This window comes from Cellulomonas sp. URHD0024 (assembly GCF_000426185.1).
GTDB lineage: Bacteria > Actinomycetota > Actinomycetes > Actinomycetales > Cellulomonadaceae > Cellulomonas.
Genome location: NZ_AUEW01000001.1, coordinates 949,804 through 976,762, shown reverse-complemented (window position 1 = coordinate 976,762; position 26,959 = coordinate 949,804). Strand labels below are relative to the sequence as shown.

The 26,959-nt window shown below is 71.4% G+C and carries 26 protein-coding genes; 14 read left to right on the top strand and 12 right to left on the bottom strand.

Going from position 1 to position 26,959, the window contains the following annotated elements:
• Positions 1-109 precede the first annotated feature (109 nt).
• Together I847_RS21925 and recO are read left to right on the top strand one after the other, a co-directional pair.
• On the top strand, positions 110-2,026 hold the full coding sequence (locus tag I847_RS21925; RefSeq protein WP_081680482.1) for an HNH endonuclease: 1,917 nt from the start codon (positions 110-112) through the stop codon (positions 2,024-2,026).
• Between the two features lie 63 nt (positions 2,027-2,089).
• The gene (recO, locus tag I847_RS0104555; RefSeq protein ID WP_028048747.1) at positions 2,090-2,821 is read left to right on the top strand and encodes a DNA repair protein RecO; all 732 of its coding nucleotides are present in this window, start codon (positions 2,090-2,092) and stop codon (positions 2,819-2,821) included.
• Between the two features lie 76 nt (positions 2,822-2,897).
• On the opposite strand, the gene I847_RS21920 is transcribed toward recO, so the two are convergent.
• Entirely contained in the window at positions 2,898-3,383 is a 486-nt protein-coding gene (locus tag I847_RS21920) for an SRPBCC domain-containing protein (protein WP_034608846.1), read from the bottom strand.
• Between the two features lie 104 nt (positions 3,384-3,487).
• Here I847_RS21920 and I847_RS21915 point away from each other — a divergent pair, with 104 nt between their 5' ends.
• The gene (locus I847_RS21915) at positions 3,488-4,327 is read left to right on the top strand and encodes an isoprenyl transferase (RefSeq protein WP_051274433.1); all 840 of its coding nucleotides are present in this window, start codon (positions 3,488-3,490) and stop codon (positions 4,325-4,327) included.
• Between the two features lie 156 nt (positions 4,328-4,483).
• Here I847_RS21915 and I847_RS21910 read toward each other — a convergent pair whose 3' ends face one another.
• Genes I847_RS21910 through I847_RS26545 form a run of 4 tightly spaced genes read right to left on the bottom strand, consistent with a single transcriptional unit; the run spans position 4,484 to position 7,687 of the window.
• A complete protein-coding gene (locus tag I847_RS21910) occupies positions 4,484-5,035 on the bottom strand; it encodes a DedA family protein (RefSeq protein ID WP_034608845.1) in 552 nt (183 codons plus the stop codon).
• Positions 5,032-5,934 carry a metal ABC transporter permease gene (locus I847_RS0104530; RefSeq protein ID WP_081680480.1) on the bottom strand — a complete coding sequence of 301 codons (903 nt, stop codon included), beginning with the start codon at positions 5,932-5,934 and terminating at the stop codon, positions 5,032-5,034. Before I847_RS0104530 ends, I847_RS21910 begins: the two co-directional genes overlap by 4 nt.
• Before the next feature lie 41 nt (positions 5,935-5,975).
• Complete coding sequence (locus I847_RS26550) at positions 5,976-6,752, bottom strand: metal ABC transporter ATP-binding protein (protein WP_051274493.1); 777 nt, start codon at positions 6,750-6,752, stop codon at positions 5,976-5,978.
• The gene (locus tag I847_RS26545) at positions 6,749-7,687 is read right to left on the bottom strand and encodes a metal ABC transporter substrate-binding protein (RefSeq protein WP_028048745.1); all 939 of its coding nucleotides are present in this window, start codon (positions 7,685-7,687) and stop codon (positions 6,749-6,751) included. The genes I847_RS26550 and I847_RS26545 overlap by 4 nt, the downstream gene beginning before the upstream one ends.
• A 150-nt stretch (positions 7,688-7,837) precedes the next feature.
• On the opposite strand from I847_RS26545, the gene I847_RS0104515 reads away from it, so the two are divergent.
• Positions 7,838-9,220, top strand: a complete 1,383-nt coding sequence (locus I847_RS0104515; RefSeq protein WP_028048744.1) for a glycine--tRNA ligase — start codon at positions 7,838-7,840, stop codon at positions 9,218-9,220.
• Between the two features lie 58 nt (positions 9,221-9,278).
• On the opposite strand, the gene I847_RS0104510 is transcribed toward I847_RS0104515, so the two are convergent.
• Positions 9,279-10,241: a hypothetical protein gene (locus tag I847_RS0104510; RefSeq protein ID WP_028048743.1), complete on the bottom strand. Its 963-nt coding sequence runs from the start codon at positions 10,239-10,241 to the stop codon at positions 9,279-9,281.
• Positions 10,238-10,933, bottom strand: a complete 696-nt coding sequence (locus I847_RS0104505) for a SigE family RNA polymerase sigma factor (RefSeq protein ID WP_369751703.1) — start codon at positions 10,931-10,933, stop codon at positions 10,238-10,240. Before I847_RS0104505 ends, I847_RS0104510 begins: the two co-directional genes overlap by 4 nt.
• A 65-nt stretch (positions 10,934-10,998) precedes the next feature.
• Between I847_RS0104505 and I847_RS0104500 the strand changes: the two genes are divergently transcribed.
• From I847_RS0104500 to I847_RS0104470, 7 genes are all read left to right on the top strand, one after another.
• Positions 10,999-11,967, top strand: coding sequence for an ABC transporter ATP-binding protein (locus I847_RS0104500; RefSeq protein WP_028048741.1), 969 nt, complete (start codon positions 10,999-11,001; stop codon positions 11,965-11,967).
• Entirely contained in the window at positions 11,964-12,770 is an 807-nt protein-coding gene (locus tag I847_RS0104495; RefSeq protein WP_028048740.1) for an ABC transporter permease, read from the top strand. The genes I847_RS0104500 and I847_RS0104495 overlap by 4 nt, the downstream gene beginning before the upstream one ends.
• A gap of 50 nt (positions 12,771-12,820) precedes the next feature.
• Complete coding sequence (locus tag I847_RS21900) at positions 12,821-14,029, top strand: sensor histidine kinase (protein ID WP_051274432.1); 1,209 nt, start codon at positions 12,821-12,823, stop codon at positions 14,027-14,029.
• Positions 14,026-14,637: a response regulator transcription factor gene (locus I847_RS0104485; RefSeq protein WP_028048739.1), complete on the top strand. Its 612-nt coding sequence runs from the start codon at positions 14,026-14,028 to the stop codon at positions 14,635-14,637. Before I847_RS21900 ends, I847_RS0104485 begins: the two co-directional genes overlap by 4 nt.
• Positions 14,638-14,663: 26 nt before the next feature.
• Positions 14,664-15,848, top strand: coding sequence for a tRNA dihydrouridine synthase DusB (gene dusB / locus I847_RS0104480; protein ID WP_034608842.1), 1,185 nt, complete (start codon positions 14,664-14,666; stop codon positions 15,846-15,848).
• A 171-nt stretch (positions 15,849-16,019) separates the two neighbouring features.
• Complete coding sequence (locus tag I847_RS0104475) at positions 16,020-17,858, top strand: glycoside hydrolase family 13 protein (protein WP_028048737.1); 1,839 nt, start codon at positions 16,020-16,022, stop codon at positions 17,856-17,858.
• A 16-nt stretch (positions 17,859-17,874) separates the two neighbouring features.
• Positions 17,875-19,194, top strand: a complete 1,320-nt coding sequence (locus I847_RS0104470) for a deoxyguanosinetriphosphate triphosphohydrolase (RefSeq protein WP_231384070.1) — start codon at positions 17,875-17,877, stop codon at positions 19,192-19,194.
• Between the two features lie 42 nt (positions 19,195-19,236).
• Here I847_RS0104470 and I847_RS21895 read toward each other — a convergent pair whose 3' ends face one another.
• Positions 19,237-19,704: a VOC family protein gene (locus I847_RS21895; RefSeq protein ID WP_034608839.1), complete on the bottom strand. Its 468-nt coding sequence runs from the start codon at positions 19,702-19,704 to the stop codon at positions 19,237-19,239.
• Positions 19,705-19,828: 124 nt separating this feature from the next.
• Between I847_RS21895 and dnaG the strand changes: the two genes are divergently transcribed.
• Complete coding sequence (dnaG, locus tag I847_RS0104460; protein ID WP_028048735.1) at positions 19,829-21,769, top strand: DNA primase; 1,941 nt, start codon at positions 19,829-19,831, stop codon at positions 21,767-21,769.
• On the opposite strand, the gene I847_RS0104455 is transcribed toward dnaG, so the two are convergent.
• On the bottom strand, positions 21,766-22,563 hold the full coding sequence (locus I847_RS0104455; protein ID WP_028048734.1) for a transglutaminase family protein: 798 nt from the start codon (positions 22,561-22,563) through the stop codon (positions 21,766-21,768). The two genes, dnaG and I847_RS0104455, sit on opposite strands and share 4 nt — an antisense overlap.
• Before the next feature lie 286 nt (positions 22,564-22,849).
• On the opposite strand from I847_RS0104455, the gene I847_RS21890 reads away from it, so the two are divergent.
• Positions 22,850-23,899 (top strand): serine hydrolase, encoded by a 1,050-nt coding sequence (locus tag I847_RS21890; RefSeq protein WP_051274431.1) that lies wholly within the window; start codon positions 22,850-22,852, stop codon positions 23,897-23,899.
• Here I847_RS21890 and I847_RS0104445 read toward each other — a convergent pair.
• Entirely contained in the window at positions 23,841-24,824 is a 984-nt protein-coding gene (locus I847_RS0104445) for a magnesium transporter CorA family protein (protein WP_028048733.1), read from the bottom strand. The genes I847_RS21890 and I847_RS0104445 overlap by 59 nt on opposite strands.
• 195 nt (positions 24,825-25,019) lie before the next feature.
• Between I847_RS0104445 and I847_RS0104440 the strand changes: the two genes are divergently transcribed.
• The gene (locus I847_RS0104440) at positions 25,020-25,541 is read left to right on the top strand and encodes a hypothetical protein (RefSeq protein WP_028048732.1); all 522 of its coding nucleotides are present in this window, start codon (positions 25,020-25,022) and stop codon (positions 25,539-25,541) included.
• 36 nt (positions 25,542-25,577) lie between these two features.
• Here I847_RS0104440 and I847_RS0104435 read toward each other — a convergent pair whose 3' ends face one another.
• Together I847_RS0104435 and eda are read right to left on the bottom strand one after the other, a co-directional pair.
• Complete coding sequence (locus I847_RS0104435) at positions 25,578-26,204, bottom strand: 4'-phosphopantetheinyl transferase (protein ID WP_231384089.1); 627 nt, start codon at positions 26,202-26,204, stop codon at positions 25,578-25,580.
• 78 nt (positions 26,205-26,282) lie between these two features.
• Complete coding sequence (gene eda, locus I847_RS0104430) at positions 26,283-26,927, bottom strand: bifunctional 4-hydroxy-2-oxoglutarate aldolase/2-dehydro-3-deoxy-phosphogluconate aldolase (RefSeq protein ID WP_028048730.1); 645 nt, start codon at positions 26,925-26,927, stop codon at positions 26,283-26,285.
• Between the last annotated feature and the right edge of the window lie 32 nt (positions 26,928-26,959).

Here is a 26,959-nt window from a genome sequence, read left to right as displayed (position 1 = left end):
TGCGCCGCGTCCGTGCCCCATCCGCCCTTGGCGCAGCCTGCCTCCTGCCGCCATCCACTATATGGGCGACATCTGGTAACTCAAACATATGTTCGATAGAGTCGAGGACATGACCACCACCCTTCTGCACGCGACGAGCGACGCCGTCGGCGACGTCGACGCTGCCGGCGCCGTCGACGCCGTCGACGCTGCCGCGGTCGAGCGGTGGCGCAGTGAGCTTGCGATCGGTCTGGACGGGCTGCGCAGAGGTGCTCTCGACGAGGACGTGCGTGTGGTACCGCGGCCTGTTCCTGTGGGTCGAGACGTGCGCGCCGAGGCCGCAGGGGCGAGTTCACAGCTGGTGGAGCTGATTACCGCGCTCGAGGGTCTCAAGTCCGCAGCGTGCGCGCTGCAGGCGGAGGCGGCGGTCGCGTTCGAACGTATGGAGCGCGACCGACAGGCGCACGAGGGGGTGCCCTCCGCGAGGCGCGGGTTGGGCGTTGCCCCGCAGGTCGCGCTGGCCCGTCGGGAGTCGCCGCACCGCGGTGCGGCGCTCTGCGGTGCTGCGAAGGTCTGGCTTTCGGAGATGCCGCACACGTTCGGAGCGTTGCGCTCGGGCCGGCTCTCGGAGCATCGAGCGATGTTGCTGGTCCAGGAGACGGCGTGCTTGGACCTCGAGGAGCGTCGGGAGGTCGATGTGCTGCTCTGCGGGCAACCGTCGGCGCTGGACGGGGTCGGGACACGGCGGCTCGTGGCGTCGGCACGGGCGTTGGTCGCGCGGCTTGATCCGTCGGCTGTCGTGCGCCGCGCTCGACGGGCGGAGTCCGAGCGTTGCGTCACCTTGCGGCCCGCTCCGGACACCATGACGTACCTGACGGCGTTGCTTCCGGTGGCGCAAGGGGTAGCGGCCTACGCGGCCCTGTGTCGGGCGGCCGACGCCGCCGTGGTGTCGCCCGATGCGGACGCCTTGTCTGCCGCCGCCGCGGCCGCTCGCGCCGTTGCCGCTGGCGCCGTTGCCGGCGTTGCCGCTGGCGCCGTTGTCGGCGGTGCCGAAGCCGGGAGCGGCGCACCCGTCACGAGCATCAACGCGCGTACGCAAGCTCGACGCGGTCGCGGACAGGTCATGGCGGACACGCTCGTGGAGCTCGTGACCGGACAGTCGAGTGCGTCCGCTGTGCCCGTCACGGTGAACCTCGTGCTCAGCGACTCGGCCCTGCTCGGAGCAGGGCACGAACCTGGCGTGCTGCCCGGCACCGGCCCGGTGCCGGCGCAGATCGCGCGGGAACTGGTAGCCGCGGGCATCGACGCGGACGCCGCCTGGGTGCGGCGGCTGTATGCCGATCCTCATGGCGACCTGGTCGCCATGACCTCTCGGGCCCGATTCCACCCAGACGGGCTGGCCGAGTTTCTGCGGATACGCGACCAGGGGATGTGTCGCACGCCGTACTGCGGAGCCCCTATCCGACACATCGACCACATCGTCCCAGCGGCCGCGGGGGGCAAGACGACGGCCGCGAACGGCGAAGGCCTGTGCATCGCCTGCAACCTCGCCAAGGAGGCGCCGGGATGGATTCGGCGGCCGATCGACCGAGGCGGAGCCTTGTCCGCACACGGGGCGAGCGGGTCGTCGGTCCATAGGGTTGTGACGACGACGCCCACCGGTCACCAGTACGTCAGTCACGCCCCGAGCATGCCGGTCGATCGGGCGAGGCCGGCGAGGTCGCTAGGCGAGATGGCATCGGTCGATGAGGCGCGTTCAGAGGGTTCCGTGGGCGTGCCGTCGTCGGTTGGCGGCGCGGCGCGCGAGGTTTCCGTGGGCGTGACGTCGTCGGTCGGTGGGGCGGAGCGCGAGGGTTTGGTGGGCGTGCCGTCGTCGGTTGGTGGGGCGGAGCGCGACAGTTTGGTCGGCGCGACGTCATCGTTTGATGGGGCGCGGTCGGATGGTTCGGTCGGAGCGGCGTCGGCAGCAGCGGTCCAGCGCGAGCTTTCGGCCATCGACGTCTGCTTCACGGCGCTCGTCGCGGAGTGTCCGGAGCTGGCGGCGTGAGCTGCTCCCGCCGTGTTCCGCGCGCCGACCGGACTTGTCGGTGGTGCGGGGGAGAATGGGCTCGTGAGCCTCTACCGCGACGAGGCGATCGTCCTGCGCACCCACAAGCTGGGGGAGGCCGACCGCATCGTCACCCTCCTGACCCGGTCGCACGGCAAGGTGCGCGCGGTCGGCAAGGGTGTGCGTCGAACGTCGTCGCGGTTCGGCTCACGGCTGGAGCCGTTCATGCACGTCGACGTGCAGCTGAGCACGGGCCGCAACCTCGACATCGTCACGCAGGCCGAGACGCTCGGGTCGTACGGGCGGCAGGTGTGCGAGGACTACACCCTCTACACCGCGGGCACCGTGATGCTCGAGACGGCCGACCGGCTGGTGGAAGCCGAGCGTGAGCCGTCGCTGCAGCAGTACTGGCTGCTCGTCGGTGCGGTCCGCGCGCTCGCCGGACGTGACCACGCCCCCGGACTGGTCCTCGACTCCTACCTGCTGCGTGCGCTGGCCGTCGCTGGGTGGGCGCCCAGCTTCACCGACTGCGCACGCTGCGGCGAGCCCGGCCCGCACGCGGCCTTCGCGATCGCGTCAGGCGGTGCCGTCTGCCGGGCCTGTCGTCCGCCCGGCGCCGCGGCGCCCGCTCCGCAGACGTTCGAGCTGCTGGCTGCGCTGCTCGCGGGTGACTGGTCGATCGCCGACGCGAGCGCCGAGCGGCACCGCGGCGAGGGCAACGGCCTGGTCGCTGCGTTCTGCCAGTTCCACCTCGAGCGGCAGCTGCGGTCGCTGCCGATGGTCGAGCGGGTCTGAACGGGCCGGTTCGATGCGGTCGACGAGCCGTGTCATCCACGCGCCGGACATCGCGCGGCGCGTGGATGACGGCAGCTCAGGCCCGTGCGCCCAGGGTGGCGACGACGTCGATCGGGTCCTTCGATCCCGTCTCGATCAGGCGGCGCAGGTTTCCCAGCACGTAGGAGCTCCAGGCGTCGTCGCACACGTCGTAGCACTCCTGCTCGGGGACCAGACCGACGTGGGTGAAGACGACCTCGGTGCGTCCGTCCCGCTCGACGATGTCGAACGTGACGGTCGTGCCGTCCCACTCCTGCCGGTCCTGGACGAAGCTGAGCTGGCTTTCCACGGCCAGCCACGCGACCCGGGTGCTCGGGACGAGCTCGGTGATCCGGAACCTGACGTAGTGCAGATCGGTGACGGTGTAGGTGAACTCCGCCCCGAGGACGTCGGTCCGGCCCTCGATCTGTGGCTCGGTCGGCGCGGGCGGGCCGGACCACCACCCGCGGACGTCGTTGATCGCGGCGAAGACGCGCTCCGCGGTCTCGTCGACGGTGAAGGTCAAGATGAGGTTGCTGGTCATGCTGGCGGCTCCCTTTCGTTGTGCAACTCGAATGTTGCACTTCAACGTAGGCGAGGAACGGCCTAAGTGCAACCATCCAGTTTCACTTCGCGCGGCGCGGCACAATGTCCGTCGTGCCTCTGCCTGCCGGAAGACCTGTCGAACCGCCCTACCCGCATCCGTCGGGTGCCCGTCCGCCCGAGATTCCCAAGGAGTTCGTGCCCAGGCACGTCGCCGTGGTGATGGACGGCAACGGTCGATGGGCCAACGCGCGAGGACTCCCGCGCGTCGAGGGCCACAAGGCGGGGGAGGCCTCGCTGCTGGACGTCGTCGCCGGCGCCATCGAGATCGGCGTCGAGCACGTCTCCGCCTACGCCTTCTCCACCGAGAACTGGTCGCGCTCGCCCGACGAGGTCCGCTTCCTCATGGGCTTCAACCGAGACGTCCTGCGCCGCCGACGCGACCTCATGAACTCCTGGGGCGTGCGGGTGCGCTGGGCCGGCCGACGCCCGAGGCTGTGGCGGTCGGTGATCAACGAGCTGGAGACCGCCGAAGAGCTCACCAGGAACAACTCCACGGTGACGCTCACGATGTGTGTCAACTACGGCGGCCGCGCCGAGATCGCCGACGCCGCCCAGGCGATCGCGCGTGAGGTCGCGGCCGGTCGCCTGAAGCCCGACAAGGTCAACGAGAAGCTGTTCGCGCGCTACCTGGACGAGCCCGACCTGCCCGACGTCGACCTGTTCCTGCGCTCGTCCGGTGAGCAGCGGATCTCGAACTTTATGATCTGGCAGGCCGCCTATGCCGAGCTGGTGTTCCTCGACGAACCCTGGCCGGACGTCGACCGCCGGCACCTGTGGCGCGCGGTCGAGACGTACGCACGTCGGGACCGGCGCTACGGCGGCGCGGTCGACAGGGCCGACGGCGGCTCAGCGGGAGGGGTCGACGAGGCCGACCGCCGCTGAGTCGGTGGGCTCGGCCGGCGTTCGACCACAAGGATGACCCTTGGAGGTGAGTCGGCGCTCTCGTGCGGGCCGGCGCGACGCCGAGCACGTCTGCACACCGCAGGCATGGACCGTGCTCCCCGACCCGGAGGGCAACCAGTTCTGCCTGTCGAAGACCTAGACCGGCTCGACGGGCGTCGGGCGCCGAGCGCGGCGGGACAGCCGGAACCACACCAGCCCGCCGATCACCGCGGCGACCAGGGCGACGGCAGCAAGCAACGCCCACGGTGACACCGCAAAGAGGTTGATGGCACCCCAGACGGCGCCGAAGCCGACGGTCGCCCAGACGACGGACCACACCAGTGCCCCGGGGATCGAGGCGAGAGTGAAACGCAGGTACGGCATCCGGATCATCCCGGCGGACGCGAAGATCGCGGTCTGCAGGCCGACGGTGAGGTAGGCCAGCGAGATGGCCGGGGCGCCCCAGCGGCGCACCATCCCCAGGCCCTTCTGGGCGGCCTGCGTGCCGGTCCACTGCTCGAGCCTGGTCATGGTCGCGTGCCACCACCCCGGGGCGGAATCGAGACGATGGGCGCCCTGAGCTCCGCGCACCACGCCTCGACCGGCCCAGTAGGTGCCGTGGGAGCGGGCCATCACGATGACGAACAGCCCGACGATCGCGATGCCGACGGGGACGCCGCCCAGGTGGTAGGCGTCCCGAACGTTCACTCCGTGATCGTACGGGAGGGTGGGTCGACGACACCGTCGTCGACGAGGAGGACGTCGTCGACCATGTCCGGGTGCGGGTCTCGTGGCGGTGACGGTCGGCGGACGAGCGGGCGTACGGACGCGCCGACGCCGTACACCACGATGGCGAGCACGACGATCGTCGCGCCGGGAGGGATGTCCTGCCAGTACGTCAGGGTCAGGCCGACGACGCTGACGAGGACGCCGATGATGCTGGCCGCGGTCATGGTGCGGCCGAACGACCTGGCGTAGAGCTGCGCGATGGCGACCGGCACGATCATGAGCGCGCTGACCAGCAGCAGGCCGACGACGCGCATCGCGATCGTGACCGTGAGGGCGGCGATCGTCGCGACGAGCATCGACAGGAACCGCACGGGCAGCCCGCTGGCGCGGGCGAACTCCTCGTCGTGACTGACCGCGAACAGCGCAGTCCGCAGCCCGAGGCCGACGCCGAGCACGACGGCAGCGAGCGCGAGAGTCCACCACAGGTCCGTCGTCGACACCGTGGAGATCGAGCCGAACAGGTAGCTGATGAGGTTGGCGTTGGTGCCGCCGGCCACCTTGATGAGCAGGACGCCGCCCGCGATGCCGCCGTAGAACATCAGGGCCAGGGCGAGGTCGCCGCTGGTTCGCCCGCGTTCGCGGACGAGCTCGATGACGACCGAGCCGACGATCGCCGCGATCACGGCCCCCGGCACGGCGAGCGCGTCCTGCGGGACCAGCCCGGCCCAGCTGCCGACGAGCCAGCCGAGGGCCACGCCGGTCAGGGCCACGTGCCCGATGCCGTCGCCCATGAGTGCCATGCGTCGCTGGACGAGGAACGTGCCGACGACGGGTGCGGCCGCACCGACGAGCACCGCGGCGATCAGGGCACGCTGCATGAGCGGCGAGGTGAGCAGCTCGACGACCTGGTCCCAGGCGGTCACGGGAGCACCTCCACGGTGAACGGGGACGGGGGTTCCTCGGGGTCGGAGTGCGCGTGGGTGTGGTCGTGCCACTCGCCGGCGTGCTCGCCGCGAGCGCGTGGCGCGGGACCGTCGTGCGCGACGCGTCCGTGCCGCAGCACCACAGCGCGATCGATCAGGGGGGCGAACGGCCCCAGCTCGTGCAGGATCACCACGACAGTCGTACCCGCGTCGTGCAGGCGGCTGACGGTCTCCACGAACGTGGACTGCGTCGGGATGTCGATCCCGGACGTGGGCTCGTCGAGGACCAGCAGGTCGGGTCGGCGCACAAGGGCGCGGGCGATCAGGACGCGCTGCTGCTGGCCACCCGACATCTCCTGCACCGCCTGGTGCGCTCGCTCGGCCAGCCCGACGTCCCGCAGCGCGCTGAGGGCGCTCTGCCGGTGCCCGTGCGGCCGGCGGAGCGTGCGTCCGTGCAGGAAGCCGGAGGCCACCACCTCCAGCGCGGTCGCCGGGACCCCCGACGCGGCAGGCATGCGCTGCGGCACGTAGCCGATGCGGCTCCAGGGGGCCGACGGGCCGAGCGGCACGCCGAACAGGCGGACCGACCCCGCGGTCGTGGGAATCACGCCCAGCAGGCTGCGGACGAGCGTCGACTTCCCCGAGCCGTTGGCGCCGAGGAGCGCCAGCACCTCGCCCGGAGTCACCGTCAGGTGGATGCCGGTGAGGATCGGCTGCCCGCCGATCGTCACGCCGAGGGCCGTCGCCTCGATCACAGGAACCGCTTCGCTCACGTGCACTCCAGGGCCGTGCGTAGGGCGTCGAGGTTGCGTCCGGCGATCGAGAAGTAGTCGTCCGACGGGTCGGCCAGACCCTCGATCGGGTCCAGCACGGCGGCTGTGATGCCCAGGTCGGAGGCGAGCGTCTCGGCGACCTTCGGGCTCACCAGGCTCTCGAAGAAGATGGTGGAGATGTCCTCGCGGCGCACGATCTTCTGGACCGCGGCGAGCCGGGCCGGTGACGGCTCGGCCTCCGGGTCGATCCCGGAGATGCCCACCTGCTCGAGGTCGTACCGGGTGGCGAGGTACCCGAACGCCGCGTGCGACGTGACGAACGTCCTGCTCCGGCAGGTGTCGAGGCCGTCGGTGTAGCTGGTGTCGAGGTCCTCGAACCGCTGGGCGAGGGCGGTGGCGTTCGCGGTGAACTGGGACGCGCCCTCCGGGTCGATCGTGCTCAGGGTGCGGGCGACGTCCTGGACCAGTGCCGGCATGCGGGTCGGGTCCAGCCAGAAGTGCGGGTCGAGGGTGCCGTGCCGCTCGTCGTCTGCTGGGTCGCGGGGCTCGTCCTGGTGCGTGTGCTGCTGCGCGGGCGTCGACAACGTCGTGTCCTGAGCCGCGTCGATCACGTGGGCCGGGTCGGTCAGCTCGACCGCGTCGTCGACCGCCGCCTGGAAGCCGGACAGGTACACGACGAGATCGGCGCGGTCCAGCCGGGAGACCTGCGCGGGGGAGAGCTCGACGTCGTGCGGCTCGGCACCGGGGGGCGTCAGGGAGCGGACCGTGACGCGGTCGCCGCCCACCTGCTCGGCGACGAACTGCAGGGGGTAGAACGACGCCATGACGTCCACCGTGCCCGCGCGGACGCCCGCCGTCGCATCGGCCGAGCACCCGCTGATCAGCGCGGAGGCGACCACCAGCAGCGCCGCGAACCGTGACGCGCGGGGGACCATGGGGCTCAGTGTCACCGTAATCGAGAACCATTGTCAAAACGGGTCCGTTGCTTCCCGGGTAGCCTTGAGCGCTGCTCAATCCGCGACCCGTCGCGGTCCCGTCCGCCCGCGACACCCAGCCGCGGGCGCCACCACCTGGAGTGATCGAACGTGGCACCTTCGCGCCTGGACTCTGTCGTCTCCCTCGCCAAGCGGCGTGGCTTCGTCTTCCCGAGCGGGGAGATCTACGGCGGCACACGGTCCGCCTGGGACTACGGACCACTCGGCGTGGAGCTCAAGGAGAACATCAAGCGCCAGTGGTGGCGTGCGATGGTCACCAGCCGCGAGGACATCGTCGGCCTCGACTCGTCCGTGATCCTGCCCCGGCAGGTCTGGGTCGCCTCCGGCCACGTCGGCGTGTTCACCGACCCGCTCACCGAGTGCCTCAGCTGCCACAAGCGCTTCCGTGAGGACCACCTGCTCGAGGAGTTCGAGGAGAAGAAGGGCCGTGCGCCCGAGAACGGCCTGCTCGACATCGCCTGCCCCAACTGCGGCACCCGCGGACAGTGGACCGAGCCGCGCGACTTCAACATGATGCTCAAGACCTACCTCGGCCCCGTCGAGGACGAGTCCGGCCTGCACTACCTGCGGCCCGAGACCGCGCAGGGCATCTTCGTGAACTTCGCCAACGTCTCGACGACCGCCCGCAAGAAGCCGCCGTTCGGCATCGGCCAGATCGGCAAGTCGTTCCGCAACGAGATCACGCCCGGCAACTTCATCTTCCGCACGCGCGAGTTCGAGCAGATGGAGATGGAGTTCTTCGTCGAGCCCGGGACCGACGAGCAGTGGCACCAGTACTGGATCGACACGCGCACCGACTGGTACGTCGACCTCGGCATCTCCCGCGACAACCTGCGGCACTTCGAGCACCCGCAGGAGAAGCTGTCGCACTACTCCAAGCGGACCGTCGACATCGAGTACAAGTTCGGCTTCCAGGGCAGCGAGTGGGGCGAGCTCGAGGGCATCGCGAACCGCACCGACTTCGACCTCAAGACGCACACCGAGCACTCCGGCCAGGACCTGTCGTACTTCGACCAGGCGACGAACACCCGGTACGTGCCCTACGTCATCGAGCCGGCGGCGGGTCTGACGCGCAGCCTCATGGCGTTCCTGGTCGAGTCGTACACCGAGGACGAGGCACCGAACACCAAGGGCGGCGTCGACGTCCGCACGGTGCTCAAGCTCGACCCGCGTCTGGCGCCGGTCAAGGCCGCCGTCCTGCCGCTGTCGCGCAACGAGGCCCTCTCACCCAAGGCCCGCGACCTGGCCGCCGAGCTGCGCAAGAACTGGAACGTCGACTTCGACGACGCCGGCGCGATCGGCCGCCGCTACCGCCGCCAGGACGAGATCGGCACGCCGTTCTGCATCACCGTCGACTTCGACACCCTCGAGGACCAGGCCGTGACCATCCGGCACCGCGACGACATGACGCAGGAGCGCGTCTCGCTCGACAAGGTCACGGGCTACCTGGCGGCACGCCTGATCGGCGCCTGAGCCCGCGAGAACGGGCCGGCAGCCCGCTGCGCTGCCGGCTCGTTCTCGACTCACGACGTCAGTCGGGCAGGTGTGCCCCGATCGACTTCAGGGCGGGTACGAGTGCGCCACCGAGCGTCTGCGAACATTCCTCGATCGTCGAGCCTCCGCATTCGTCGTTGAGGTCGACGGTGCCGTCGGAGCCGACGAACACGATGACCGGCCGGAACTCGTACGCCCGGTTCGGGCGAAGCTTGGCCTCGTCGATCGTCACCGCGTACAGCCTGGCCTTGGGGTCGACCGGGCTGACGACCGTCGGGAGCTCGACGTAAGAACGGCCGTTCGCCAGGCCCGACGCGACGATCATGGCGGCGCGGGCCGACGGCACCCGGGCCGAGACGTGCCCGGCGAGCACATAGACGGTGCTTCCGTTCTCGCCGAAGCCGCTCAGGCTGGTCAGGGGTCTCGCGGGGTCGGCCGACGAGGACGCCCGAGGCCACGAGATGACGTCTTTCCACACGTCACCCGTACTTCCGAGCTCGTCGCTGGCATCCGGTGAGATGGCCCTCTGGCTCGCGGTCAGCGGGGTGGTCGTCGTCTTGTACAGACCGAGCGACACGCCGGCGAGCACGGAGCTCGACCCACCCCCGGCACGGAGCTCGTCGTTCGTCGCGGCGGCGAAACCGTAGCGGTAGCCCTCCAACGGGTGGGTCTCCAGCCCCGTGTCCCACCAGATCGTGCCGTCCGGGGTGAGCTGGGGGACCAACTTGTCCGCCGCAAGCACCCCGGGCGCCACCTCGACCGCCGTGGCGTCGGCGAGCACGCCCGGTCGCCCGGCTGGCAGCGTGGGCGACGTGAGACCCAGGTTCGCGACGATGGCCCCGCCGAGCACCAGGACGCCGACCGCGCCGAGGGCACCGGCGATGTGGCCCGAGCGCCGCCGCCTGCCGGCAGCCAGGACCGTGCTCACGTCGAGCGACAGTCCGGCAGGTACGGACGCCTCCGCCTGGCGTCGCAGGTCGTTCTCGAAGGTCGTGCTCATCGGGTTCCCCCAGTGTTCGGCTCCTCCTCGAGGGCCTCGCGCAGGGTGGCGAGGCCGCGCGAGGCGGTGGACTTGACGGTGCCGAGGCTCACTCCGAGCTCGGTGGCGACCTCGGCCTCGGGCAGCCCGACGAGGTGGCGCAGGACGACGATGCGGCGCTGGCGCGGTGTCAGCAGAGCGAGTGCGCGGGTCAGCTGGTCGCGGTCGTGGGTGGTGCGGTGCTCGTCGGGACGCACGCCGTCGGGCAGGTCGCCCGGTGCCGTGAGCACCTCTCGCCGTCGCCTGCGCCACGTGTCGACGCGGTGGTTGACCAGGACGCGGCGCGCGTAGGCGCCCGGGTCGCCGCTGCGGACGCGGGACCAGGCGGCGTAGGTCCGGACAAGGGCCTGCTGCGTGAGCTCCTCGGCCCGGTGCTGGTCACCGGTGAGGTACCAGGCGGTCCGCAGCAACGCGTCACCGTTGGCCGCCATGAAAGCCGCGAACTCGTCGTCCCGCGAGGCCTTGCCGGTCCGCACGGGTACGACGTCGGTCGTCTCCGGCTCGGGCAGCACCAGGTCGGGTTCGGGTTCGGGGGGCGCCGGTTCCGGCTCCGGCAGTGTCGGCTCGTGCTCGTGGAGCGCGGCGGGCGTCGTCGACATCGTGGTCACACCGTAGAAGACGCAGGACGTGCCCCGAAGGTTGAGTCGTGACATCCGTCATCTCGATCGGGTGACTCCCGGCGGGGACGGCTGTGGGCGACGACCAGCAGGATCTAGCCATGACCTTCACCGACATGCTCCCCACGCCGGCACCGACCGGCTCGGGCCCGCTGGCGATCGACCTGCGCGGCCTGCACAAGTCCTTCGGCACGGTGCACGCCGTCGACGGGATCGACCTGGCGGTCGCACCCGGCGAGGTCGTCGCGTTCCTGGGACCCAACGGCGCCGGCAAGACGACGACGATCGACATGCTGCTCGGTCTGGCCAACCCGGACGAGGGTTCGGTGTCCGTCCTCGGGCTCGAGCCCGGCCGGGCGATCGCCGAGGGCCGCGTGTCCGCCGTCATGCAGTCCGGCGGCCTGCTCAAGGACCTCACGGTCGGCGAGACGGTCGAGCTGACGGGCTCGTTCTTCCGGTCGGCCCGGACCGTGCAGGAGGTGCTGACCCGGGCGGGGATCGCGGACATCGCGGACCGTCGGGTCGGCAAGTGCTCAGGCGGTCAGCAGCAGCGGCTCAGGTTCGCGTTGGCGCTCCTGCCCGACCCGGACGTGATCGTCCTCGACGAGCCCACCACCGGTATGGACGTCGAGGGTCGACGGGACTTCTGGACGGCCCTGCGCGCCGACGCCTCCCGCGGTCGCACGATCCTGTTCGCCACGCACTACCTGGAGGAGGCGGACGCGTACGCCGACCGGATCGTGCTGGTCAGCCGCGGCAAGATCGTCGCCGACGGGTCCGCCGCCCAGATCAAGAACCTGGCGTCCGGTCGGCTCGTGAGTGCGTCGCTGCCGGCCATCACGCCCGCCGAGTCCGCGGCGATCGAGGCGTTGCCCGGCGTCCAGGGCGTCGAGCTGAGAGGCGACCGGGTCCTGGTGCGGACCTCCGACTCCGACGGCGTCGCTCGTCACCTGCTCACGACCACCCAGGCCACCGACATCGAGATCACTGCCCGAGGCCTGGAGGACGCGTTCCTCGCGCTCACGGGTGACCACACCGAGCCCGGCACCACCACAGGGAGCAACGCATGAGCGCCACGAGTGCCACCACCGTCACCGGATCGGCCACCGCGACCGCCGCCGACCGCGTCCCGCGGACCGGGCTGGTGAACGGGCGGTTCCTTGCGATCGAGCTGCGCAGGTTGGTCCGCAACCGCCGGACGGTCATCTTCACGCTCGTGATGCCGCCGGTGTTCTTCCTGCTCTTCGGCACCGCCGACGCGTACACGACCCAGTCCGTCGGCCGCGCCAACGTGACGGCCTTCATCATGGTCTCGATGGCTCTCTACGGCGCCATGATCGCCACGACGAGCGGTGGTGCGAGCGTCTCGGTCGAGCGGGCACAGGGCTGGACCCGCCAGCTGCGCCTGACCCCGCTGCGGCCGGTCACGTACGTCTTCACGAAGGTCGCGGTCGCGATGGTCATGGGCCTCGCCGCGGTGATCGTCGTCGGTGCGGTCGGCATGGCCTCCGGTGCGACCGGTAGCGGGACGGTCATCGCGGAGTCCCTTGTGCTCGCCTGGGTCGGATCGGTCGTCTTCGCCGCGTTCGGCCTGTTCATGGGCTACCTGCTGCCGTCGGAGAACGTCATGCAGATCCTCGGCCCGTCGCTCGCGCTGCTGGCGTTCGCCGGCGGGCTGTTCGTCCCGTTGGGCGAGGGTGTCTTCGCGACGCTGGCCAAGTTCACGCCGACCTACGGCCTCGCCGAGCTGGTCCGGGCGCCGCTCACCGGTGCGGGCGTGAGCATCTGGGCCATCGTCAACGTGCTCGCCTGGGCGGCCGTCTTCGGGCTCGGTGCCGCGTGGCGGTTCCGCCGGGACACGGCACGGGTTTGACCGGGCTGCCGGCACCTCGGACGGACCGCCGCCCGGCTACCGTTGACGCCGTGACTGACGCAGCGGAGCTGGACGGCGGTCGTCCCGCTGAGGGTCGGGACACGGCCGGCTGGGGCGGGCGCGGACCCTTCGGTCCCGACTCACCGGGTTTCGGCCATCCGCAGGTTCGCCGCGCGATGCGGATCATCGGTCCGCTCATGGGCATCGCCTGGCTGGTGTTCCTGATCCAACCGTGGATCGTGGCTTGGGACAGTCCGCCGGGGCTCGCCCGCAGCCTGTCGCTCCTCGCGATCATCGGACTGGCCGCGAGCTTTGCGTGGGTGGTGCTCACCCAGGTCGGCCCCCAGCACCAGCAGCGTGCGTCGGCAAGGTTCTCCGCGCTCGTCCTGGGCGGGCAGCTCGTCCTCGTCGCGATCTCGTGCCTCGCAACCGCCGAGCAGGGCCTGTCCGGGATCGTGTTCGTCTGCGTGTCGGCGGTGTTCCTCCTCCGGGACCTGCGCGCTCTGCTGTTCGCAGTCTTCGCCGTCGGTGTCGTGATCGTCGTGCCGCGGGTGATCCCTGGCTGGCAGACGGACGACGAGCTGATCATCTCCATCGCCCTCGCGACGTTCGCGGTGTTCGGTTTCACGCAGCTGGTGCTGCGCAACCGTCAGCTGCAGCTCGCTCAGGACGAGGTCGCGGTGCTCGCGGTCGAGCGTGAGCGAGAGCGGATCGCACGCGACATGCATGACGTGCTCGGTCATTCGCTCACCGTCATCGCGATCAAGGCGGAGCTTGCCGGCAAGGTGTTCGACCTGGACCCGGACCGGTCCCGCGCCGAGATCGCGGAGGTCCAGGCGCTGGCCCGCACGGCGCTCGCGGACGTGCGCGGCATGGTGACGGCGACGCGCGAGGTGACGCTGGCCGGCGAGCTCGCCGGCGCGCGCCAGGCCTTCGACGCGGCCGGTGTCGAGGCCGAGGTGCCGGGGACCATCGACGAGGTGCCCGCCGACCTGCGCGAGCTGTTCGCCTGGGCGCTGCGCGAGGGCACGACCAACGTCCTGCGCCACTCGGCCGCGACCCGGGTCCGCGTCACGATGTCCTGCGACACGCTCACGGTGGACGACGACGGCTATGGACCCGCCGTCGTCGACGCGGTGCCGGGCAACGGGCTGAACGGTCTGACCGAGCGCGCACGGCTCGCCCGGGCCCACGTCGCCGTGACCGCGAGCCCACTGGGCGGCTACCGGCTCGTCGTCACCACGAAGGGCGCCCGATGATCCGCCTGCTGCTCGCCGACGACCAGGCGCTGGTCCGGGGTGCGCTCGCCGCCCTGCTCGACCTGGAGCCGGACCTCAGGGTGGTCGCGCAGGTGGGTCGTGGCGACGAGGTGGTCGACGCCGCCCGGGCGCACCACGCCGACGTCGCGCTGCTCGACGTGGAGATGCCAGGCATCGACGGGATCGCCGCCGCGGCCGCGTTGAAGAACCAGTACCCCGCCTGCCGGTCGCTCATCGTCACCACCTTCGGGCGCCCCGGCTACGTCCGGCACGCGCTCGACGCGGGGGCGAGCGGTTTCGTCGTCAAGGACACGCCGGCCGACCAGCTGGCCGACGCCGTGCGCCGGGTGAACCAGGGGTTGCGTGTGATCGACCCGGAGCTGGCGGTCGAGTCGCTCGCGGTCGGACACAGTCCGTTGACGGACCGTGAGCGCGACGTCCTCGTCGTCGCAGCGACCGGCGGGACCGTGGCCGACATCGCCCGCGAGACGTTCCTGTCCGAGGGCACGGTCCGCAACTACCTGTCCGCCGCGATGGGAAAGACCGGCGCCCGCACCCGCGCCGAGGCCGTCCGGCTGGCCCAGGAATACGGCTGGTTGCTGGGCTGAGCGACAATGGAGCCATGCCTGGACCAATGACAGCCTCTTCTCCTGTCATATCCACGCGCCCGGGCGCCGTGCTGCCGCCGTTGCGGATCGGGCCCCTGACCATCGACACCCCGGTGGTCCTGGCTCCCATGGCAGGCGTCACCAACGCCGCGTTCCGACGCCTGTGCCGCGAGTCCGGGGCCGGTCTGTACGTCGCCGAGATGGTCACGTCACGCGCACTCGTCGAGCGCGGCGAGGAGTCGATGCGGATCATCTCGCACGAACCCGACGAGCGTCCGCGGTCCGTGCAGGTCTACGGAGTCGATCCGGCGACGGTCGCGGCCGCGGTCCGGATGATCGCCTCGGAGGACCGCGCCGACCACGTCGACCTCAACTTCGGCTGCCCCGTGCCCAAGGTCACGCGCCGCGGCGGGGGAGCGGTGCTGCCCTGGAAGCGTGACCTGTTCCGCGCGATCATCGCGGCCGCGGTCGATGCCGCTTCGCCCTACGGCGTGCCGGTGACCGTGAAGATGCGCAAGGGGATCGACGACGACCACCTGACCTACCTCGAGGCCGGTCTCGTCGCGCAGGAGGTCGGCGTCGCGGCCGTCGCCTTGCACGCCCGCACCGCCGCCGACTACTACTCGGGCACCGCCGACTGGGACGCGATCGCGCAGCTCAAGGCGACCGTGACGGACATCCCGGTGCTCGGCAACGGCGACATCTGGTCCGCCGAGGACGCCCTCGAGATGGTCGCCCAGACCGGCTGCGACGGCGTCGTCGTCGGCCGCGGCTGCCAGGGCCGCCCGTGGCTGTTCGCCGACCTCGCGGCCGCGTTCGCGGGATCCGACGAGCGGGTGACGCCGGGCCTCGGCTACGTCGCGCGCGTCGTTCGTCGGCACGCCGAGCTGATGGTCGAGCACTTCGACGACGAGGGCAAGGCGCTGCGCGAGATGCGCAAGCACATGGCCTGGTACTTCAAGGGGTACGTCGTCGGCGGCGAGACGAGGGCCGCGCTCGGCCTGGTGTCGACGATGGCCGAGCTCGACGACCGCCTCGCCGGGCTGGACCTGGAGCAGGGCTATCCGGGCGCCGGGGCCGAGGGCCAGCGCGGTCGCGCCGGCTCGCCCAAGCGTCCTCTGCTCCCGTACGGCTGGCTGGACTCCCGGGACCTCTCCCCGGAGTTTGCGAAGGCGCTGCACGAGGCCGAGCTGAGCGTCTCAGGCGGTTGATGCGCGGTCTTTCGGGGCGAGCGACACCGTCGCCACGCCCGCGGCGGCCGTCGCCGGCGGTGACAGCACTTGCTTGGCATGTCGCCACGCCCTTACCGTCGGCCCCATCAGGCTGGCGTCGGTGGATCCTGCTGCCCGCGGCACATCGACGAAGCGACGGGCAGGCAAGGCATGAGCAACCTGCTCGACCTCCCGCACCACGACGGCTCCGAGATCTACGTCCGGCGTGCGACACCGCAGCTCGGTGAGGTGGTCCCCGTCCGGATCAGGGTCCCGTCCGCGGGGTCCGAGCGCGCCGTCTGGGTGCGCACCGTCCGTGACGCAGAGCCGCGCATGGTCGAGGCCAGGCTCGAGCGGTCCGACGTGCACGAGCGCTGGTACGTCGCGGACGTCCCCGTGCACAACCCGGTCACGGGCTACCGCGTGCTGCTCGACGAGCCGGGCGGCTACCGCTGGCTCAACGGGCGGGGCGTGCACGCACGGGACGTCCCGGACGCGTCCGACTTCCGGCTCACCGTGCACGACCCGGCGCCGCCCTGGATGGACACCTCCGTGGTGTACCAGGTGTTCCCGGACCGGTTCGCACGGGCCGGTTCCTCCGAAGGGCCGGTGCCGGACTGGGCGCAGCCGGCCCGTTGGGACGACGAGCCGATCGGTGCCGGACCGGGCGCGGCGACGCAGTTCTTCGGCGGTGACCTGCTCGGTGTCGAGGCGCGGCTGGACCACCTGCAGCGGCTCGGGGTCGACACCCTCTACCTCACGCCCGTGTTCCCGAGCCGGTCCAACCACCGCTACGACGCCAGCACGTTCGACCACGTGGACCCGTTGCTGGGCGGTGACGAGGCGCTCGCCTCCCTGAGCCGGGCGGTGCACGCGCGGAGCATGCGGATCCTGGGCGACCTGACCACCAACCACACCGGCGCGGGGCACGAGTGGTTCGCGCGGGCGCTGGGGGACCAGGCCAGCGAGGAGGCCGGCTTCTACTACTGGTCGGCGGGCGAGCCGGGGTACGTGAGCTGGCTCGAGCACGCGTCGTTGCCGAAGCTCAACTACAACGCGCCCGCCCTCGGCGCCCGGATGGTGCAGGGCCCGGACTCGGTGATCGGCCGTTGGCTCGCACCGCCCTACGCCCTCGACGGGTGGCGCATCGACGTGGCCAACATGACCGGTCGGTACGCGGACGACGACCTGACCCACCAGGTCGCGCGCACGATCCGCGCCACGATGCGCGAGGTCAACCCGGACGCGGTGCTGGTGGCCGAGCACTTCCACGACGCCGGCCTCGACCTCGCTGCAGGCGGCTGGCACGCCAACATGAACTACTCCGCGTTCACGCGTCCGGTCTGGACGTGGCTGGTGGACCCGGGCAGCGCGCTGGGGTTCCTCGGCATGCCCGTGCCGATCCCGCGCCGCGACGGCGCCTCGATGGTCGCGACGATGCGGGACTTCGACTCGACCGTCCCGTGGAGCATCACGACGCACCAGTGGAACATGCTCGGGTCGCACGACACGGCGCGCGTGCGCACGGTCGTGGGCTCGCGGGAACGCGTCGAGCTCGCGGCAGGACTGCTGTTCACCTATCCGGGCACCCCCGCGATCTTCGCGGGCGACGAGGGCGGGCTGACGGGTACCAACGGCGAGCACGCCCGGGTCGCCATGCCGTGGCGCGATGTCGACGCCGGAGGTGGCCCGCGCTGGGACGCGGGCACGTTCGAGATCTACCGGTCGCTCATCGCGGTGCGCCGGGGATCCCGGGCACTGCGCGAAGGCGGGATGCGCTGGGTCGTCGTGCAGCGAAACGCCGTCGCGTACCTGCGCGAGACGCTGGACGAGCGGGTGCTCGTCGTCGTCGCCCGGGGACCCTGGGAGGGCGTCGACCTGCCCCGCCACCTGCTCGCGCCGCACGCTCTGCCGGAGAACCTCTACGGTGGCGCGGACCTCGACGTGCGGCCGGACGCGCTGCACCTGGCGGGCGACGGCCCCGGGGTGCAGGTCTGGCGGCTCGCCTGATCGTTAGGCTGACGCCGTGACGGTATCGGACCAGGCACTGGCCCATGCCCCCGACGTCGACGGCTACGTCGACGCCGACCGGGAGCGCTGGGTCCGCGAGGGCACCAAGTCGCGCGAGCGCACGGCGTTCGAGCGTGACCGCGCGCGCCTCGTGCACTCGTCGGCACTGCGCAGGCTCGGCGCCAAGACGCAGGTGCTGGGTCCCTCGTCGGACGACTTCGTGCGCACCCGTCTGACGCACACGCTCGAGGTCGCCCAGGTCGGCCGCGAGATCGGGAAGGCACTGGGCTGCGACCCGGACGTCGTCGACACGGCCTGCCTCGCGCACGACCTCGGCCACCCACCGTTCGGGCACAACGGCGAGCGCGCACTGGCGGAGCTGGCCAAGGCGATCGGCGGGTTCGAGGGGAACGCGCAGACGTTGCGGCTGCTGACGCGGCTGGAGCCGAAGGTCGTCGGACCCGACGGCCGAGCGGTCGGCCTCAACCTGACGCGCGCGTCGCTGGACGCGTCGGTCAAGTACCCCTGGCGGCACCTGCACGGCCCGATCAGCGCGGCGAGCGGTCGGCCGACGCACAAGTTCGGGGTGTACGAGGACGACCTGCCGGTGTTCGAGTGGCTGCGCCAGAACGCACCCGAGGGTCGCAAGTGCCTCGAGGCGCAGGTGATGGATCTCGCGGACGACATCTCCTACTCGGTGCACGACGTCGAGGACGCGGTGGTCGGCGGCCGCCTCGACCTCGAGGTGCTGGGCGTCCCGCAGGAGCGCGAACGCGTGGTCGAGGCTGTGCAGACCTGGTACGGCGACGCGGTGACCGGCGACGAGCTGCAGGACGCGATCGACCGGCTCGTGTCCGCGAAGCTGTGGCGACACGGGTTCGACGGTTCGCGTGGTGCGCTCGCCCACCTCAAGGACTCGACCAGCCAGCTGATCGGCCGGTTCGCCAAGGCGTCCCAGCGGGCCACTCGCCTGGTGTACGGCCCGGGTCCGCTCACGCGGTACGGCGCGGACCTGATCGTGCCGCACGAGACTCTCGCCGAGATCCTTGTGCTCAAGGGTCTCGCGGTGGCCTACGTGATGGCACCGCGCGAGCTCGAACCGCTCTATCACCGGCAGCGTGAGGTGCTGACCGACCTGGTGCACGTGCTGACCGAACGGGCACCGATCGCGCTGGAGCCGCCGTTCGCCGCGGACTGGGCGGTGGCCGACGACGACGCCGCCCGGCTCCGCGTGGTGATCGACCAGGTCGCCTCGCTCACGGACGTCTCGGCCGCCGAGCTGCATGCGCGCCTGGTTCACCCGCCACGCCACGGCGGCCCACCCGCTTTCGTCTGAGGACGTCGAGCCGCGATCTGGCAGGGCTGCGGCCTGACCGCGTCACGCAGGATCTGGCACGGTGGTCGTCCCCGGTGACTGCGCAGCCCAGGCGTCGACCCGCCGCTGCAGCTCGGCCTGGTCGAGGACCTCGACCGTCTGGTTCAGGAACCACCGGTGGCCGAACGGGCAGCGGACGGTCGCGATGCGGCCCCCGTGGAAGCCGTCGTTCGGCTCCTCGACGGCGACGGCACCCGCCGCCACGGCTCGCGCGAACGCGGCGTCCGTGTCCTCGACCTCGATCGTGAACGACGCGTGCGTGGGGCCGTCCACGGTCGGGGCGACCGATCCGAATGTCGGCATCGCCTCGGCGACCGTGAATCCGGTGTCGCCGAGGGTGAGGTCGGAGTGGACCACCAAGCCGCCCGCCCGGACGGCCGTGACGAGCGTGGCGCCGAACGCAGCCACGTAGAAGTCGATCGCGGCCTCGGCGCCGACGACCGAGATGTTGGGGTGCAGCGAAAGGGCCATGGCGCCATAGTACAGGTGTTCGAACGAATGGTCTACGGTGCTGCTCCGGTCCGGACAGCGGCAGCGGCGCCGGTCACCCGCGCGACGGCCTGATCTCGCCCCGTCCGGCGCCTACACTGCCAGCGTGGCGGGACGCATCCGACGGGAGGACGTGGAGGCGGTCCGTGAGCGCGCCCACATCGACGAGATCGTCGGGCAGCACGTCACCCTGAAGTCCGCAGGCGTGGGATCGCTCAAGGGCCTGTGCCCGTTCCACGACGAACGCTCACCCTCCTTCCACGTCCGTCCGCAGGTCGGCCGGTACCACTGCTTCGGTTGCGGCGAGGGCGGGGACGTCCTGGATTTCGTGCAGAAGGTCGACGGTCTGGGTTTCTCCGAGGCGGTGGAGTACCTGGCCGCCAAGGTCGGCATCCAGCTCCGGTACGAGGAGGGTGGCGCGCCGCGGTCGACCGAGGAGCCCGGCAAGCGTCGCCGGCTCATCGAGGCGCACAAGGTCGCCGAGGAGTTCTACCGCGAGCAGCTCAGCACTCCCGGGGCCGCCGCCGGGCGCGCGTTCCTGTCCGAGCGCGGCTTCGACCGGACCGCCGCCGCCGACTTCGGCGTGGGCTTCGCGCCGCAAGGGTGGGACTCCCTCATGCGGCACCTGCGTGGGCGTGGGTTCACCGAAGCCGAGCTGACGGCGTCCGGGTTGGTCAGCCAAGGTCAGCGCGGCGTCTACGACCGGTTCCGCGGCCGGCTCGTCTGGCCGATTCGCGAGGTGACGGGGGAGACCGTCGGGTTCGGTGCGCGGCGGCTGTTCGAGGAGGACCAGGGCCCCAAGTACCTGAACACCCCGGAGACCGCGCTCTACAAGAAGTCGCACGTCCTGTACGGCATCGACCTCGCCAAGCGCGACATGCAGCGCGACAGGCGTGTGGTCGTCGTCGAGGGGTACACGGACGTCATGGCGATGCACCTCTCCGGCGTCGGCACTGCTGTGGCCACCTGCGGCACCGCGTTCGGCTCCGACCACGCCCGGATCGTGCGACGCCTCGTCGGCGACTCCGGCTCGACCGGGGGAGTGCAGCTCGCCTCGGGCGCGTCCGTCGGCGGCGAGATCATCTTCACCTTCGACGGTGACGCCGCCGGCCAGAAGGCCGCGCTGCGGGCGTTCGGGGAGGACCAGACGTTCACCGCGCAGACGTTCGTCGCCGTCGAGAGGTCCGGTCTGGACCCGTGCGAGCTGCGCCAGGCGAAGGGTCCCGACGCGGTACGCGCGCTCGTGGCGGGCCGGACGCCCCTGTACGAGTTCGTCATCAAGAGCACCCTGGAGACGTTCGACCTGCGGACCGCCGAGGGGCGGATCGGGGCGTTGCGCGCGGCCGCCCCGGTCGTCGCCGGCATCCGGGACGCCGGCCTGCGGCCCGAGTACACGCGGATGCTCACGGGGTGGCTCGGCATCGACGACGAGGAGTCGGTGCGCCGCGCCGTGCAGGGGGCGACGAGCAGGCAGCCGTCCCGTGGCGCGGATCCGCGACCCGCTCGCGACGAGCGTGCCGCGCCGCGCGACGAGCGACCCGCCCAGCCCCAGCCAGGCATGGCGCAGCCGGACCGCCGCGACCCGGTCGCCCAGATCGAGCGGACCGCGCTGGAGGTCGTGCTCCAGCAGCCCGCGCTCGTTCCCGACGACTTCGACGACCTGCCCACCGACGCGTTCGGCGCGCCCGCGTACCGAGCGGTGCACGAGGCGATCCGGGCGGCGGGCGGCCTCGTCGCCGCCCGGGCGCTCGGGAACGCGACCGCATGGGTCGGGGCGGTGATCGAGGAGGCCGGCGAGAACCTGCGACCGCTGGTCACGGAGCTCGCCGTCGCGCCGCTGCCCGAGGATCGGCCCGAGTCCCTGGTCGGCTACGTCAAGGGTGTCGTGCGCAGCCTCGTCGAGATGGGCTTCACGCGCCACATCGCCGAGCTGCGTGGGCGGCTGCAGCGGATGGACGCCGAGGTGGACCCCGTCGCCTACCGTGCCGCCTACGCGGAGCTGGTCGAGGTCGAGGGTCGGCGCCGGAACCTGCGCGAGAGCGCCTAGCGCAGGGCGACGAGCTCCGTGCCGTCGTCGGCCGGGAGCTCGCCCTGCATCGTCGCGGTGACCGTCATGGCCTTGACGTACAGGCTCCCGCCGTACCAGGAGATGAACGCGGTGTCGGTCGCGTCCCGCCCCGTCGCGATGCGGACCAACGACTCGCGCGGTGCCATGCCGGTCGCGTCGACCACGTGCCAGGCGCCGCCGATGTAGGCCTCGGCGACCGCGTGGAAGTCCATCGGCTTGAGTCCGGGAGCGTAGACGGAGGTCAGGCGCGCGGGGACGTCGCAGGCGCGGAGCAGGGCGACGACGAGGTGCGCGAAGTCCCGGCACACGCCGCGGCGCTTGAGCAGGGTGTCGGTGGCGCCGTCGGTCGGCAGGCTGGAGCCGGACAGGTACGTGACGTGGTTGGTGACCCATCCGACCACGGCGTCGAGCAGGTGCTTGCCCTCGAGGCCACGGAACTGGTCGCGCGAGAATGCGAGCAGCCGGTCGGAGTCGGCGTAGCGGGAGGGGCGGCGGTAGTCGACGATGTCGACGTCGTCGATGGGCGGCAGGTCGGCCTGGCCCGTGACGGTGGCGTGGTAGTCGACCACCACGCGGCCCATGGGTGCGTACACGCGGTGCATGCGCGCGCCGTGCGGGAGCTTGATCTCGACGACGTCGAGCGGGCCGTCCTCGTGGCGGACCGAGAGGAGCTCGGAGCGGTCGTAGGCGCCGTCGGCCACGGCCACGAGGAGCTCGATCTCGAGCGGCGAGCGCACGTCGAGAGAGAGGTGAGAAGTCACGGTGCGCAGCACGGCCGCGGTCCTTTCCCAGCCATCGGTGGCTGGACCATCTAGAGGGGCGAGCGCAAGTGTGAGGCTCCCGGGGCTCGGCGTCCAGCCCGCGGACAACGCCCGATGAATGCCCAGGTCACAGCGCTGTCCGGGACGGTGCGTCCGGTCGCTCGCGCGGCCCGAGATGGACATCCGTTCAAGAGGGCCGGGTCGGGAATCTGAGGCCGCCCCGCGGAAAGCCTCGACGCGAACCTCGCCGGCCCGAAGTCTCGTCGCCGTGGCGCCCCCGGCGGCCTACCGTGGCGGGATGGATCTGGCAGCCGAGGTCGCCTGGCTGGCCACCGACTTCTCCGGGGTGGTCCGCGTCGACCGAGCGGGGACGACGGTGCTCGACGCGGCCTTCGGGCTCGCCGACCGCAGGCACGCGCTGCCCATGACCGTCGACTCGCAGGTCGCCATGGCGAGCGGCTGCAAGGGCATGACGGCGCTGGCCGTGATGAGCCTGGTCGAGGACAGGACGCTCACGCTCGACACCACCGCTCGGTCGCTGCTGCGCGACGACCTGCCGCTCATCGCCGACGACGTCACGGTCGAGCATCTGCTGGCGCACAGGTCAGGGATCGGCGACTACCTCGACGAGAACGTCGAGTCCGACATCGACGACTACGCCCTGCCGGTACCGATGCAGGAGCTGGCCACCACGGAACAGTTCCTGGCGGTGCTCGACGGCTTCCCGACCGCGTTCCCGGCCGGTGAGCGGTTCGCCTACTGCAACGGCGGGTTCCTGGTGCTGGCGCTGCTGGCCGAGCGCGCGAGCGGCACGGGTTTTCACGAGCTCGTCGACGACCGGGTGCTGCGGCCCGCGGGGATGGTCGACTCCGGCTACCTGCGCTCGGACGAGCTGCCGGGCCGGGCCGCCGTGGGCTACGTCCGGAGGGACGGCCGGTGGCGGACGAACGTGTTCCACCTGCCGGTGCGCGGGAACGGCGACGGTGGCATGTACACGACGACCGCGGACATGCACCGGTTCTGGACCGCGCTGCATGCCGGCGCGATCGTCTCGCTCGACACCCTCGCGCTGATGACCAGCCCACGGAGCGACGTGCCACAGGAGCGGCAGAGCTACGGCCTGGGGTTCTGGCTGCACGGGTCCCGGGCCATCCCGTCTCTCGCCGGCTACGACGCCGGTGTGTCGTTCCGTAGCTTCCACGACCCGGTCGAGCAGCTCACCGCGACGGTCGTCGCGACCACCGCGGCGGGCGCCTGGCCGATCGCGCGCCTGCTCGAGGAGCGGCTGGTCACCACCAGCCCTGGCGTTTCGCCCAGTACAGAAGTCCCGCCGACATCGCCAGCATGATCCCCAGCGCCCACGCCAGGGGGACCGGGGTGGTGTGGCTGTTGACGATCATGTTCATGCCGAGGACCGAGGCGAGAGCCGTGATCGGCAGCGTGACCACCGCGATCACCGCCAACCGTTCGGCCGCGATCGTCATCTTGGTGTCGGTGCGCGTCCGGTAGAACTCGATGACGCCCTGGAGGTAGTCCTTCTCCTCGCCGGCCAGCGCAGCGATGCGGTCGAACTGGTCGATGAGGTCGACGACGAGATGCCTGCTCTCCTCGGGGACGGCGCGCGAGATGCCGGAGACGCGCCGGTAGATCTGGGCGGTCTGGGCGGCGATGGTGCGGACGGCGAGCAGGCCGTGGCGCGTGCGGAACATCTCGTCGAGGAACTTCTCCGGGTCGCCGAGCGCGCCGTGCGTCACGCGCAGCTCGAGGTCCCAGACGTCGGACGTGAGCTCCTCGACGAACCGCTCCATGTGCCGGGTCAGCGTCGAGACGATCGCGTGCGAGATGTCGAACGAGGTCCGCGGGCGCAACCGACCCGACCGGATGCGAGCGAGGACCTCGTCGGTGTCCCGCAGCATGACCTCGCGGGAGACCGCAGGGTTGACGGGCCCGTGCACCGTGACCAGGTAGCGCGGTCCGACGATCCGGTCGAGCTCGACGTGGTGCACGTGCCCGGCCGCGCCCCGCTCGGGGGCGTGCAGCACCAGCAGGAGCGAGTTCGGGTAGGCGTGCAGCTTGGGCAGCCGGTTGCGGACCTCCAGGTCGTGCAGGGCGAGCGGGTGCACACCGAACACGGTCGAGAGGATTCCGGCGCTCTCCGCGTCCCACTCCGGGACGTCGACCCAGATGATCCCGCGCTTCGCCGCCAGCAGGGCGGGCAGCTCGTCGGGCGTGCAGTCGCGGACGCCGTCGTCGGCGATCAGGTGGACGTCCATGCCGTGGCCCTCCCGCGCGCGATCCTCACCGGACACATCGAGACTGCCACGTGGGTCACATGCTCCGCCTGCTGGTGGACGAAGGTCCCAGGAGCCCCCGCGACCGTTTTCACCCGATCTGACCGCGTTCGGCGGACCTACCCTGGCAGGGACGGGCATCGGGTCGTGATGCCCCGACGACGAGGGGGTCGTGCCATGCGCCGTGCATTCCTGTCGGTCGTTCTCCTGCTGGCCGCGTTCGTGGTGCTGCCGGTGTCGCCCGCGAGTGCGGCACCGTACTGCGGGATCACGTGGGGCTCGCTCCAGAAGTCCGCACCGGGCCTCTCCCAGGCTCCGGTGACCAACCTCCGGACCGGGCAGCACACCTGCTACGACCGGCTCGTGATCGACGTCGCGGGCCGCGTCGGCGGGTACACGGTCCGGTACGTCCCGCACATCACCCAGGACGCCTCGGGTGCGGTCATCCCGACCCGCGGCGCGGCCGCGTTGCAGATCACGGTGAACGACCCGGCGAACAGCTGGGCCCCCGCCAACCGGCTCGAGCTGAGCAACGTGTCCGGGTACGCGACGTTCCGGCAGGTCGTGCACGCAGGGACCTTCGAGGGCTACACCACCGTGGGCGTCGGGCTGCGGGCGCGACTGCCGTTCCGCGTCCTGGTGCTCGCCGGACCCGGTTCGTCGTCCCGGCTCGTGGTGGACGTCGCCCACCGCTGGTGAAGCGCCGCCGGGGCCGGCCCTGATCGGTCGAGGTCGTCAGGGCCGGGCAAGGGCCACCGCGGTGACCACGAGCCCGTCGCCGACTGCCCACCGTCCGTGCAGCAGGTCGGTGCCGAGCCCCCGCACCAGCAGACGTGCCGTGAACGTGCCCGGACCGATCCGCACCTCCACGTGCTCGAACCCGAGCCACGCGTTGGTGATCGGCGACCAGACCTTGTACACCGACTCCTTCGCCGAGAACACGATGCGGTCCGCGCAGATCACCGGGTCGAGCTCCGAGATGGCCGCCTGCTCTGCCGAGCTCATCACGAGCGACAGCACCTCGGGCGGCAGAGGCTCCAGCACCTCGGCGTCGATCCCGATGCCGGTCCAGGCGTCGGCGTGCGCGACGGCGGCCGCCCGGAAGCCGTCGCAGTGGGTCATGCTGCCGACGACGCCCGGCGGCCAGATGGGAGCACGGTCGGGGGCGGACGGCACAGCGACAGGACCAGGGCCGAGCCGTGTCAGAGCGGCACGCGCGCAGGTCCGGACCGCCGCGTACTCCGTACGACGACTGGGGACGGCCCGCGCGACTGCGAGCTCCTCCTCCGGAAACAGGGTGGCGGGCACGGGGTCCCCGCGATGCTCGTCGACGACGACGTCGGGGGGCAGCACCTGCTCCATCACGCCCGCCAGTCTGGCAGCGTCGACGCGCACCGCGAACGCTCGCGCCGTCGACGAGCCGGCGGACGCCGGCACCGGTCACGAAGACGCGCTGCGGACGCCGGCGACGAGCTCCACGGCCTCCCGGCACAGCCGCGCGATCGTCGTGACCTCTCGCGCCAGCACCAAGGTGCGCCGGACCATCCACGACCCGCCGACGGCGACGACCTGCGGCAGCGCGAGGTACGAGGCAGCGTCGTCGGGTCCGATGCCACCCGAGGCGATGATGCGCAGGTCCGGGAACACCTCACCCAGTACGGCGACCGCCGGAGGCCCGCCGGCTGCATGCGCGGGGAAGACGTTCACGCACGAGACCCCCAGGTCGAGCGCCGCCATCACCTCGGTGGGCGTCACGGTCCCGGGCACCACCGGAACGCCCAGCTCGACGCACCGCTCCACGACGGGCCTCGAGAACCCTGGCGAGGCGACGAAGGCCGCCCCTGCGTCCACGGCCTGGTCCACCTGGGTAGGCGTGAGCACCGTGCCGGCACCGACCAGGGTGTCGGCGCGCAGGGCCAGGGTGCGGATCGCGTCGAGGCTCGCGGGTGTCCGGAGGGTCACCTCGGCGAGGGGCAGGCCTCCGCCGACCAGTGCCTCGGCCAGGTAGTCGGCGTCGAGCGCGCGGTCGATGACGACCACCGGGAGGACGCCGTAGGCAGCGAGCGTGTCGAGGACGCCGGTCATCCGGACGCCGTCGGTCGGGTGCGTTCGTGTCG